At 33.0% G+C, this 13,823-nt stretch carries 7 protein-coding genes; all 7 read right to left on the reverse strand.

The window, feature by feature from the left end; genetic code table 11:
- Positions 1–3 precede the first annotated feature (3 nt).
- A complete protein-coding gene (gene ccsA / locus HPY57_01515; GenBank protein NPV10455.1) occupies positions 4–828 on the reverse strand; it encodes a cytochrome c biogenesis protein CcsA in 825 nt (274 codons plus the stop codon).
- A gap of 1,965 nt (positions 829–2,793) precedes the next feature.
- Positions 2,794–5,556: a hypothetical protein gene (locus HPY57_01520; protein ID NPV10456.1), complete on the reverse strand. Its 2,763-nt coding sequence runs from the start codon at positions 5,554–5,556 to the stop codon at positions 2,794–2,796.
- A gap of 185 nt (positions 5,557–5,741) precedes the next feature.
- A complete protein-coding gene (locus HPY57_01525) occupies positions 5,742–6,905 on the reverse strand; it encodes a glucosyl transferase (GenBank protein NPV10457.1) in 1,164 nt (387 codons plus the stop codon).
- Between the two features lie 1,555 nt (positions 6,906–8,460).
- Positions 8,461–9,504, reverse strand: coding sequence for a hydrogenase expression/formation protein HypE (gene hypE, locus HPY57_01530; GenBank protein ID NPV10458.1), 1,044 nt, complete (start codon positions 9,502–9,504; stop codon positions 8,461–8,463).
- An 8-nt stretch (positions 9,505–9,512) separates the two neighbouring features.
- On the reverse strand, positions 9,513–10,607 hold the full coding sequence (gene hypD, locus HPY57_01535; protein ID NPV10459.1) for a hydrogenase formation protein HypD: 1,095 nt from the start codon (positions 10,605–10,607) through the stop codon (positions 9,513–9,515).
- Positions 10,604–10,867: a HypC/HybG/HupF family hydrogenase formation chaperone gene (locus HPY57_01540; GenBank protein NPV10460.1), complete on the reverse strand. Its 264-nt coding sequence runs from the start codon at positions 10,865–10,867 to the stop codon at positions 10,604–10,606. Before HPY57_01540 ends, hypD begins: the two co-directional genes overlap by 4 nt.
- A 120-nt stretch (positions 10,868–10,987) precedes the next feature.
- Entirely contained in the window at positions 10,988–13,258 is a 2,271-nt protein-coding gene (hypF, locus tag HPY57_01545) for a carbamoyltransferase HypF (GenBank protein ID NPV10461.1), read from the reverse strand.
- Between the last annotated feature and the right edge of the window lie 565 nt (positions 13,259–13,823).

The following is a 13,823-nucleotide window of genomic DNA, read 5'->3' on the forward strand; positions in this document are numbered from 1 at the left end:
ATCCTAAAAGAATTTATGAAATCCTGTAAACACAAGATTTAAGATTGACATTGAAAATAACGAGATCACAAAACCTGTAATTGATAGATAGACTATTTTTCTTCCTGACCACTTAAAAAACCATTTTCCTGAAATTCCAAATGCATAAAACAACCAAACGATAATCGTCGCAACTAGCTTCGGATCAAAATATGAAGGTTCGGTAAAAGCCTGCGGTAACCAGATGAATCCAATAACAATTGCTATTGTCAACATAACAAAACCAACAAGTGCCGAAACCATACTAAGATATTCAAGCATTTCAAGACTTGGCATTCGATTAAAAATTAAACCAAACTTTTGAGTTTTTATTTGTTTATAGAGCAAAAGATAAAGTAAGCCGTAGATTGCTGAAAAAGTAATTCCTGCATAACCACTCAAAGCTGTAAAAACATGAAAACCAAGATATGGACTTCTTAAGATATCTTTTACCTCAAGTAAATCTTTTATGTTAAATGAAGAGATAGTTTGAAAAATCAGAGGTAAGAAGAGAATAAATGTTCCAGTATTTCTAACATCAGTAACCAACTCGATTATATAGTATGATATCGTAATAGCAAAAGCTAGAAGAGTCATTATTTCAAAAACTGTTGTAATTGGCGTGTGTTTGAATTCGAGTGTTCTTATTAATAAATAAAAGAAATGGAAGAACAAGGTAATAAAAAGCGAAAGCCTTTTCCATAAGGAAAGTCCCCTTTTCTCATAAAAGAAATTTAAGAGATAAAGGAGGAAAGTAATTCCATAAAACAGAGGAAGTAAACTATTTAATGAATGTATTAAGTTTATCATAATTCTGACTGACTGGTCAGTTCAATATTATAAAAATTATCAATAATTAGCAATGTATTTAATGAGTTGAAGTAATATCTAAAATTAATTGAAGCTTTATGAAAGATAAATGAGAATGCGGGTTAGAAGTATAAACACGATGGTCATTAATTTAGATGAAATATTAATTATTATTTTGTTTCTGTAAATGCAGAGAAAGAGAAAAACAAGGGTAAAAATATCAAAGCCCTATCTGAGCGGCCTATTTATAGAAAAGAAATGAAATAAAAAATATGAAAGCTCCATCGTAGCGACCTATTTTTAGAATTAACCACGAAGTGGTGAAATTATTATAGAATGAAATTCACACATACACCAATCATTAAACTCTAAAGGAGTGACATTATCAAATCAATCAAAAAATTCCAGCATGTGAAGTTTTGCCCTCTTCATTTGATATTTACAATGTAATCTCTTAGGGATTTTATTTTTTGGGTGTATTCTCGTTTCCTAAAATATTGTGCACATAAAATTGTAATGAAACCTTCCAGGTTTCTTTTTTAATTTTTGTAAGTTTAAAATTTAATGTTAGTTGTCATCCATTCTGCTCTTTTAATTAGTTTGATTAAAATTATCGATTAGTAAGAGACAACCACGAATTGGTGAAATTATTATAGAATTCAATTTGTGTATACGAAAATCAAAACTCCGAAGGAGTGACATTTTAAGAACAGTAATAAAAAAAAATCAATCAAATATTTGAATCGTTTTTTGTTTTATTACAATGTCATCCCTTCAGGATTTTGTCTTTTGTTGTGCCTTCAATTTTATCTATAATAATTTCATCCCTTCTGGATTTAATTTTCATTTTGCTGAATTTAAATCAATCTCTTTTGGGGGATAATTTTCTTAACTCCGAAGGAGTTGAATTTGATTAGCACCGAGTTGCACTCGAGGAGATAATGTCATCACAAAAATTCAAACCTGAAGGGGTTGAATGTGAGGTTCATAATTTTTTTAATGTATTATCTGTAATTGAATTTTTAAGATCGTTTAGGACAATTTCTGTTATAATTGAACCCATTCAGGGTTCTTTGTTTTTTTGTTTCTCTACCCCCAATCCGATTGGGGGCTATTCACATTAAACCCCTGCGGGGTTTTTATATTTTTTGTGTTTTTATGTGTAATTGTTTTTTCTATAACAATCTCATCCATTCTTGATTTGATTTATTTGTGCGTTATCTAATTCGTTCTACAAATAGGTCGTCGCTACGCGACTTTTATTTTTGGCTCTTCAACGTTTTTTCTACAAATAGGTCGTTGCTATGCAACTTTATTTTTGATGTTGTTCAATATTTTTTCTACAAATAGCTCTTCGCTTTGCGATTTCTTTTGAAATGTCTTTTTTTATTGAACTTTATAAAGCTTCCTTAGAGGCGACCTATTTGTAGAAAAGACAAGAAACAAAAAAACCAAAGCTCCATCGGAGCGACCTATTTTTAGAATTAACCACTAAGCGGTAAAATTATTATAGAATGAAATTCACACAAGCAAAAAAATTAAAACTACGAAGGATTGACATTATCAAATCAATCTCTTTTTGGGAATAATTTTCTCAACTCCGAAGGAGTTAAATTTGATTAGTACCGAGTTGCACTCGGGGACTATCGTCAAAAGAAAATTCCAACCCTGAAGGGGTTGAATGTGGATTTCAAAATTTTTTTAATGTTTGATCTGTAATCGAATTTTTAAAATCGTCTAGAACAATTTATGTTATAATTGAACCCCTTCAGGGTTCTTTGTTTTTTTGTTCTCATTTACCCCCAATGCGATTGGGGGCTATTCACATTAAACCCCTGCGGGGTTTTTATATTTTTTGTGTTTTTATGTGTAATTGTTTTTTCTATAACAATCTCATCCATTCTTGATTTGATTTATTTGTGCGTTATCTAATTCGTTCTACAAATAGGTCGTCGCTACGCGACTTTATTCTTGGGGGTTGTCAAAAATTCTCTCTCCATCTTTGCTTACAATCCCTTCTCGACTATCATCTGTTACTACTAATTCCTCAGGGATTATATCTCCATACATCGCTCTATAATTAATCGGATATGGCAACTGTGATGTATTTATCACAAATGCATACATATCCTCTGGAACTATACCATTTGTAATATGAACATCCACGCCTCTTAAATTACCAAGCCGGTATGTTACCCTTATATCTCTCGAATCCACATATTGTACTGGAAGATTATTCCCCCTCGTCCAGGCAAATGTCCATCTCGTATTACAACGATTTATACTTACACTTTGTACATCATCTCCAAAAGAATAAAATACACCATTAAAAGGTATCATTGTCAATACTGCTTTCGTTTCTTCTGGTGTTAAATTCTCTTCTTCAAATCTTTTTAACCCAACAAATCCAATTAATGCATTATTCTCGCCCATCTCTACTATCGTAGGTTTTGTCGTTAATTCATACCCCATTCCATCGGTAACTACTCTATAATTTTCAAATTCATTCCAATTAACATAATCTCTTATCATCGCTATCCTTATGTAATGTATCTTTGAACTCCTCAAACTATTTCTCTCTTCCCAAACTAAGTGTGTATATACTTTTGAACAATTATCACTCTTAACCAAACTTAATGATGGATTTATCGATCTACCTGTTGTATTCGGTATCTCAATTATATTCGAACGCTCCCAATTACTTCCTGTCCATCTGAACCTGATCAACTTCAATGGTGTATTATTATCACTCTTCCAAACAAATAATATATTTCCATAGTTAGCACCCACTAATGGCATCGCATCTACTGATTGATCATCTAAATTTATTGTACATCTATAACTATCAGGGAAATTACTTACATTCCCATTCTCATCTATCTCATATAGCCTTAAAATTGATGAGTTATCCTCACCACGCAGCTGTGAAATTATGTACAACCTATTACCTACATAATCTACTGAAAAACTGCTTACTCTTACCTCATCACCTAAATCATCTATCTTCCGAGGTGCATAAAATGTTGTCCCATTGTTTACACTCTTTTCATACCACAACCGACCCATACTTATATAAAACAAATGCAAATGTCCATTGGATGTTCTTATTACTTTCCTCTGTGATGTATTTGAAAGAGCATTTGCCTGATTACTCAATAAACTGCCTTTATAATTTGCACTAACCACTACCCCTTCTTGCCTGAATACAACTCCTGTCTCAAGAGCGTTTGCATTTTGAAATTCTGCACTGCCTTGCGGACTTGCACTCCAGTTCTGAAAATAAAATTTATGTGTCCTGCCGTTGTGTTGTAGTTGTATATTCTGAACTGCATCTGCTTTTAAGGAGTAATAGGGTGGTGTCCAAGTATTATTTATAGGATTGTAACCTTGATTTAAGAAGACACCTTTTTCCTGTGCCCCTTCTTTTCCATTAGGTTCATATTCAGATATAAAATTTATCCAGTAATTACCCGGCTGTGAACCATTCGAAAAAACATACCAGGGATCCTTAAATTGACCCACACCTTTATTTGTTATTATATCACCCTCCAGCAAAACTTTTATTTTGCTATACGCTAACTCCTCAAACCATGCCCACTGATTCTGTGTTGTATCTATTGGAACTTGTCGACTCATTAAATAATCACTATTTATCCTATTCCAATTGTTATGCTTATATGTTTTCCCGCTATTCCTATAATTAGAAAATCTCTCATTATTTGTCCTTATTGTATAAGTATCTGGCCTTAATGCTACCCTTGTCCCTGAAGGATATGTGTTCTCATTTACACTCAATGTCCCCCCTGCATTCTCTCCTTTTATTACATTCATTAAATAAACCAAAGGATAGGTTAACTCTTTCCGAAACATCATTAATGTCTCATTCATCCTGTTCTTCTGTCCCTCTGTAAATGTCGTCCTGCATTGCTTTACTTCAGTTATCATCATATTATTCGTCAATGGATTATAATTTGTCTGACCACAACCATCTGCCGGCAATGGCCTAACTGGTGACCAATTACAAAAATTATCAATCGTAGAAAATCTTACTCTTCCTGATGGATCGGCCGGCGTATCACAAAGTAAATCCCCTGCATCCTCACAATTACGACAACTGCCATCACGGGCAATGTTCTCATAAATTAATGAACCCCCAGGTTGTTCTTCCCAGATTTGATAAGTATGAAATAAATCAAAATAATGTCCCATCTCATGTGGCAAAGTTGTCTCAGGTGCTGTGTTCTTTACTATTATCCCCTGCGGCCCCCTGTCAAATCTTGGACTAAAGCTGGATAATCCATAGTAATCCATTAATCTATAAACAAAATATATATTTATACAACCAGGTATATTATTAATCATCCTTAATTGATCTGCTTCCTGTCTATTGTCTATTGTATAATAAATATCACTATCTATTGTATCAATTGAATAAATATAAAATCTGAACAATGCCTGAGAAAAATAATAATTTAATTTCGAAATCTTATAATTTAGCTCATCGCCTGATATCCCATACTGTCCCTGAGAATTTCTTACTATATGAATAGCTAATCTTAAAGGAGGTGTCATTTCATTTCTCTTATATAAGGAAAGATTACCTGACTTTGCCTGTTCTATGGTAACACCCTGAGGAATTTCTGTAAGACATTCAACCTCTTCTTGTGAATAAAGTAAAGAGGTCAATATCAAAGAAAAAATCACTATAATTTTTGCTCTTAATCTCATATTTATCTTCCTCCTTATTTAATAAAATTTTATTTTAAGAGCAGACATAGTATTTTTGTATGTAAGTAAAATTAAATCCTGAGCTGGTCAGGCTGGATTTTTTTATGTTTTACTTACAATACACACTCCAATCTGTGCTGCCCTCACAGATTGGAGTTCTTTATTTTTTTTAACCATCTGTCCCCTCATCTTCTTTTTCCTACAACAAGTAATGCTTTTGAATGTGTAGGATCTACATATATTAATCCCACTCCAACTACTATATCGCCCTTCACATTACCACCATAAAAAGCATGTAGTATTAAATGATTCCCATATATCTTTCTTAAATTATATCCATTATAATGATATATCTCATTTTGATCTGAAAATGTAAAAACATCATTTACATCATTACCCCTCATCGCATATACCCAATCTGGTGCATAGTCCAGTACCTTCTTCGGATATGTCCCCAATCTTACATTCTCTCTAAAAAATCCTTTTGAGCCTACTGTAAACAAATAATCACCAGAGGTAAAAATATTGTGTATCGTTCCCCCATATGGTGGATCGTATGTCATTACATTTGTCTTATACCACTTTACTCTAACGTTCTTATCCTTTATCTCAAGTAATGTGGCTTTATATTCATTGACTGTGTTATAACCACATATAAATATCTTACCATCACTTGTCTGTCCATGTATGTCAATGAAATTTACATCCACTCCGCTCTCTATCTTCGTCCATCTATTACCATCCCAGTGCGCTATGTTGTCATTGTAACCTACTGCATATAAATCAGAACTGCTGCTGCCCCACATTTTATTAACTTGCCAACCATCTCCATTTGGCATTAATGGCCAGCCATTCATATGCACTTTATATTTTGAACCATCCCAATGAATATTTCCTTCAAACCAAATATCATTTGCTGAAAATGCAAAAACTGTATGGCAAGCCCAACCACCTACTCTACCTATTTTCTTCAACTCCCAATTACTTCCATCCCAATGGACCGCGTTGTAAGTTGTGTAACCATTTATACTTGTATCTGCAATTCTTATTTCACCCACAGCCCATATATCATTTTCATCTATTATTGCTACATCATGTAATGCACTAAGTCCTATATCGCCAAATTCAAATACCTGCCAGGTAAAATTTCGGCTTGTTGTGTCAAGTGTTATAAATCTTGATAAATTGCTCCTGTAATAATTTATTCCATCCCCTGTACCTTTTACATATATATCATAACTCCTCTTCGGTTGTAAATTTTCTACTATCAAAATTGTATCTATTGACCTCAACTCACCTATCGAACTAACTAAACTATCATTACAATATACCTCCAACCTTATAGGCAATGCAAGATCTCTCACATTTAACCTTAAATATACTTCAGTGCATAATATACTCTCAAGACTTAAGTTTAACCTTTGTACCTCCTCAGGTTCCACTGGCGTCTTCTTACAAACATTATTTGTAAATATCAAAAACAATATTATACCTAAAAATATAAATTTATACCTCATTGGATATTTACTCCTCCCATATTTACATTTATTTCTACAATATTATTATTAATGAGGGTGATAAAGAAATGATATATTTTTTGTATCTGATTCATTGTTACAGCCAATATTTCTGTGTCAAATTAAATAATTTTTTTTTGTCAACAATTTTTATAAACGTTTGTTTGAATATTTGACAAGCTCTGCCTTAATTGAGCTTTTAGAAATTAATCGTTGTCATACTTCGATGATTTCAGTATAACAAGGAAGGGGATGTCATACTGAACACCGACGAAGATAATGTCAGCCCTTCAGGATTTTGATTTTTCTTGTGTCTTCAATTTTTTCTATAATAATTTCATCCATTTTGTATTAGATTTTTTTTGCGCGGCACATAATTCTTTCTACAAATAGGTCGTCGCTACGCGACTTTTATTTTTGGCTCTTCAACATTTTTTCTACAAATAGGTCGTTGCTATGCAACTTAATTTTTAATGTTGTTCAATATTTTTTTTACAAATAGGTCATCGCTTTGCGATTTCTCTTGAAATGTCTTTTTTTATTGAACTTTATAAAGCTTCGTAGGAGCGACCTATTTGTAGAAAAGACAAAAAACAAAAAAAAACAAAGCTCCATAGATGTGACCTATTTTTAGAATTAACCACGAAGTGGTGAAATTATTATAGAATGAAATTCACACAAGCAAAAAAATTAAAACTCCGAAGGAGTGACATTTTATGATCAATGATAGAAATCAATCATATATTTCAATCGAATTTTAGTTTTGATATAATGTCATCCCTTCGGGATTTTGTCTTTTGTTGTGCCTTCAATTTTATCTATAATAATTTCATCCCTTTGGGATTTTTTCTCTTTGAAATTGATTTTTCTTATAACAATTTCATCCCTTTGGGATTTAATTTTCATTTGCGGAATTAAAATCAATCTCTTTTTTGAAATAATTTTCTCAACTCCGAAGGAGTTGAATTTGATTAGCCCCGAGTTACACTCGGAGAATATTATCAAAAGAAAATTCCAACCCTGAAGGGGTTGAATGTGGATTTCAAAATTTTTTTAATGTTTGATCTGTAATCGAATTTTTAAAATCGTCTAGAACAATTTATGTTATAATTGAACCCATTTAGGGTTCTTTGTTTTTTTGTTTCTCTACCCCCAATCCGATTGGGGGCTATTCACATTAAACCCCTGCGGGGTTTTTATATTTTTTGTTTTTTTATGTGTAATTGTCATTTTCAATAATAATTTCATCCATTTTGTATTAGATTTTTTTTGTGCGGCACATAATTCTTTCTACAAATAGGTCGTCGCTACGCGACTATAATTTTGGGGTTTTTAAAAATTCTCTCTACAAATAGGACGTTGCTACGCAACTTTAATTTTTCTGTGTCTAACAAATCCTTGGTAACTGTTCCCCTGAAATCATATCAACTATTCTGGTGCTGCCGATTAATGTTTTCATTGTGACAAGCGATAAACCTTCTTCAATAACTTTCCCTATTATTCGAGATTCTTTCCCATGAGGATTTTTCTTCATCGCATCAAGGACTTTTTCTGCATCACTCTCATCTACAAAAACTAAGATTTTACCTTCATTGGCAATGTATAGCGGGTCGAGACCCAAAATTTCACAAGCACCCATCACTTCCTCTGATACTGGAATTTCTTTTTCATAAATCTCAATCTTTACATTTGCCGATGAAGCAATTTCATTTAATGCACTTGCCAGCCCGCCACGAGTTGGATCCCGCATTACACTTATCTTATTTGAAACTTTCAGAATATCTTCAACTAATCCATTTAATGGTGCAGTATCACTTTTAATTTTAGTCTCGAATTCAAGACCTTCTCTCTCTGACATAATTGCAATACCATGCTCTGCAATTCTCCCATTTATAATAATGACATCTCCTGATTTCACTTTTTTTGGTGAGATTTCCAATCCTTCGTAAACTAATCCAATTCCGGAAGTATTAATAAAAATTTTATCACCTTTACCTTTTTCTACTACTTTAGTATCACCAGTAACAATCATTACACCTGCTTCGTCTGCTGCTTTCTTCATACTTAAAACTATCTGCCATAATTCTTCAATTTCTAATCCCTCCTCTATAATAAATCCAGCTGAAATAAATAAAGGTTTTGCACCACAAACAGCTAAATCGTTTACAGTTCCATTTATTGCAAGTTCACCAATATTTCCGCCAGGAAAGAAAATCGGATTTACTACATAAGAATCAGTTGTAAAAGCAAACTTGTTTCCACTGATCTCAAAAATTGCTCCATCGTGAAGTTCATTTAAATATTCATTTCCAAATTGATTAAGAAACATCTTTGAAATTAATTGATGCGTTAATGTTCCTCCACCGCCGTGGGCGAGTAAAACTTTTTCATATTCTGATTTTGGAATCGGACAGCTTAATTGAAATTCCATTTTTCAACTCAGTTTATTTTGACTTTCTTATAATGAAAATAAGCAGCACAGGCTCCCTCTGATGAAACCATTGGTGCACCGAGTGGATTTTCTGGTGTACATTCTTTTCCAAAAGCTGGACATTCAATTGGCAGCTTTAATCCCTGCAAAACTTCTCCGGCAATACAAACTTCAGGTTCATCCACTTGTAAATTTTTAATATCAAAAATCTTTTCAGCATCAAAATCTGAAAACTCATCTTTTAATTTTAAACCGCTTTTTGGAATTAATCCTATTCCTCTCCATTTTCTATCAGTTATTTCAAAAACTTTTTTTATAACTTCTTTTGCAGCAAGATTTCCTTCTTTTCTCACAACTCTCGAATATTGATTTTCAACAATATTCTTTCCCTCTTCAAGCAGAGTTACACATTTCAAAATTCCTTGAAGGATATCAATAGGTTCAAATCCAGTTACAACGATTGGTATTTTGTATTTTTCAGCTAATGGTAAATATTCTTCATAACCCATAACTGTGCAGACATGACCAGCTGCGAGAAATCCATTTATACTCGAATTAAATCCGCTCATCAAAGCTTCAATTGCTGGCGGAACCAAAACATGTGAACAAAGAATTGAATAATTTTTTAATCCAAGTTCTTTTGCTCTTAATACAGACATTCCATTTGCCGGTGCAGTAGTTTCAAATCCAACAGCGAAGAAAACAACTTTCTTATCCGGATTCGATTGAGCGATTTTAACAGCATCCAGTGGTGAATAAACCATTCTGACATCACCACCATTTGCTTTAACTGAGAGTAAATCTAATTTAGAACCGGGAACTCTTAACATATCTCCAAATGAAGTAAAAATAACATCTGGTTGTGATGCAATCTCAATAGCTTTGTCAATCATCTCGAGAGATGTCACACAAACCGGGCAGCCAGGACCATGAATTAGTCTAATTTTATCTGGCAGTAATTCATCAATGTTGTATTTTAAAATTGAATGAGTTTGACCTCCGCAAACTTCCATTATTGTCCAGTTTCGTTTCGTCACCTCTTTTATCTTTAAAGCTAAATTTTGAGCTGCTTCGGGATTTCTGAATTCACTTAAGTATTTCATTGCTCGCTCTCATTGGATTGATCCAGTTCATTCAATTCACCCATTTCTTTCAAGATGCGAAGTGTTTCCATTGCCTCTTTTTCATCAATTTTATTAAGAGCAAATCCAACATGCACTAAAACATAATCACCAACCTGTAAATCCGGAATCCAGGCGACGCATACATCTTTTTTGACGCCGCCGAAATTTACTTTTGCCATTTTAATTAAATCTGTCCCTTCATAAATTTCCTCAACTTTCCCAGGAACTGCCAGACACATAATTAACCTCCTTCTTTAATTTTGAAATCTTTTACTAAAAATATTGTTTTTAAGAATTATTTTCTCTGTATTAAAACAACTCTTTTCTTTTTCTCTGCAAAACATTAATCATCATTCTCATCAATCTTTTTTATTTTTAAGATGGTAAGCTGCAATTTGACCAAAAGAAATTCCACCATCATTGGTTGGAATTCTTTGATGCCAGTAAACCTGAAAATTTTCATCTTTCAATCTTTTGATCGTTCTTTCAAGCAAATAAACATTTTGAAAGCAGCCACCGCTTAGAAGAACTTTCTGCATATTGAAATGTTTTGCCACTTGAACAATTATTTCGCATAGTGTATTGTGAAATTTCGCTGAGATCATTCCTTTGCTGATTTCTTTTTCAACATCATTAATTATTCCTTCAATGATTTTTTTCCAATCAATAATTAAAATTTCATTAGATTGAAATTCAAATTCATAGAAATCATCGATTCCATTTTCTATTGCAAATTCAAGTTTCATTGCAGCCTGACCTTCAAAATTTGAATAATCAGTTATTCCAATTAATGAAGATACAGCATCAAAAAGCCTTCCCGCACTTACACACTCGGGGGAATTAATCTTCTTTCCAATTTGATTGACTAATAATTTTAATTCAACTTCACCAAACTTTGATTTTAAAATTGGCATATTGATAATATCACTACCATAAATTTCATAAAGAACTCCTGCAAGAGTTCTTTTCGGTTCACGAATTGCTTTTTCACCTGATGGTAAATGAAATTTTCGAAATTGACCTAAGTGTTGAAAAGTTTCATTATCAATGAAAAAGAATTCGCTGCCCCAGATTTTTCCATCAAAGCCGTAACCTGTTCCATCCCAGGAAACTCCAAGTGCTTCACCTTTGACCTGATTTTCGAGCTTGCATGCAGCAATATGTGCAAGATGATGTTGAATTAACTTGTAATCTTTTTTTTGTTCTCTTAAGAACTTTGTCGATAAATATTCAGGATGCAGATCACCTGCAAATTTTAATCTATCAACTTCATAAAGAGTTTGAAAATCAGTTATCGTCCGCTGAAAAGCATTGAATGATTCAAAAGTCGAAAGATCTCCGATGTGTTGACTTATAAAAACCTGCTCTCTTTTTTTAAGCGAAATCGTATTTTTAAGATGACCTCCAACAGCGATTAAATTTTCTTCAATCATATTTTCAATTAAATAAGGTAAAGGTGCATAACCTCTGGCTCTCCTGATTATAAATTCACGATTATTAATTATCCTTGCAATAGAATCATCACAATGTCGGAGTATAGGTCTATTATGGACAAGGAAATAATCTGCTATTCCATTAAGTCTCTTTAATGCTTCATATTCATCAATACAAATTGGTTCTTCTGACAGGTTCCCACTGGTTGCGACTATTGGTTTTTGTAAAAATTTCATCATAATATGATGCAAAGGAGTATAAGGGAGCATTATACCAAGATAAGGATTTTCAGGAGCAATTAATTCAGATATTTTTATTTCATTAGCAGCCTTTTTCTTTTTAAGTAATACAATGGGAGATTCTGGAGAGAGTAATAATCTTTCCTCAAGCTCATTAACTTCACAAACTTTTTTTACCGAACTAATATCTGGGAACATCAAAGCAAATGGTTTTTCTTCTCTATGTTTTTTGCTTCTTAAATTTCTGACTGCATTATTATCGGCTGCATTTACTATTAAATGAAATCCACCAAGTCCTTTAATAGCAAGAATTTTACCTTGATTAATTAGATCAATACTTTGGTAAATTGCATCTGTTTTTTCTGCGATTTTCTCACCCCTTGAATTCCACAATTCAACTTGAGGACCGCAAACTGGACACGCAATCGGCTGAGCATGAAATCTTCTATCTTCTGGATTACGATATTCTCTTTCACAGTCACTGCACATTTTAAAACTTTTCATCGTGGTTTTCTGTCTGTCATACGGGAGCATCTCTATTATTGTGAATCGGGGACCACAATTTGTGCAATTAATAAATGGATAAAGATATCTTCGATCTGAAGGATCAAAAAGTTCTCTCAAACAGTCTTTGCATACTGCAATATCTGGCAATATTAAAGCTGATATTTCCTCCTCTTTCTCGCTCTTTCTGATTTCGAAATGAGTATAACCGATTGGATCTAAAAAAGAATATTCAAACGACTGTATAATTGAAATAGAAGGTTTTTCTTTTTCAATTCTAATTATAAATTCTTTTAATCTATTAAGTTCACCTTCGGCTTCAATAAAGACTCCTTTTGAAGAGTTATTCACATAACCATTGAGATTTAATTCCTTGGCTAGTCTAAAAATAAATGGTCGAAAACCAACTCCCTGCACAGCACCTCGAATTATGATTTTAACTCTTTCAATCATATGAAGTAAAGTATTTTAAGTTCTTTGAAAAAATATTTTCTCACCACTAATGTCGCTCTGAACTCGTTTCAGGGCTGAACTTGTTTCAACGTCACCCTGAGCTTGTTTCAAAGTCACTCTGAACTTGTTTCAAAGTCACCCTGAACTTGTTTCAGGGTCTTTCTCTGTTAAAAAATACAATTCATTGATTTCATTGTCACCCTGAACTCGTTTCAGGGTCTTTTTCTGTTAAAAAAATACAATTCATCAATTTCAACGTCACCCTGAACTTGTTTCAGGGTCTCTCACTGTCAAAACTTTAGATGCTGAAACAAGTTCAGCATGACAAATAATGGTTTTCAAAAAAATACAATTAGTGAATTTCATTGTCACTCTGAACTTGTTTCAGAGTCTCCTCTGTTAAAAATTAGATGCCGAAACAAGTTCGGCATGAAAAGTAAGGGTTTTCAAAAAAATACAATTCATCAATTTCAATGTCACCCTGAACTTGTTTCAGGGTCTTTCTATAATAAAAAAATAGAGCCGAAACAAATTCGGTTTGACAGTTTTCAGACAGAAGTTGAGA

The organism is Ignavibacteria bacterium, from assembly GCA_013177855.1.
GTDB lineage: Bacteria > Bacteroidota > Ignavibacteria > Ch128b > Ch128b > Ch128b.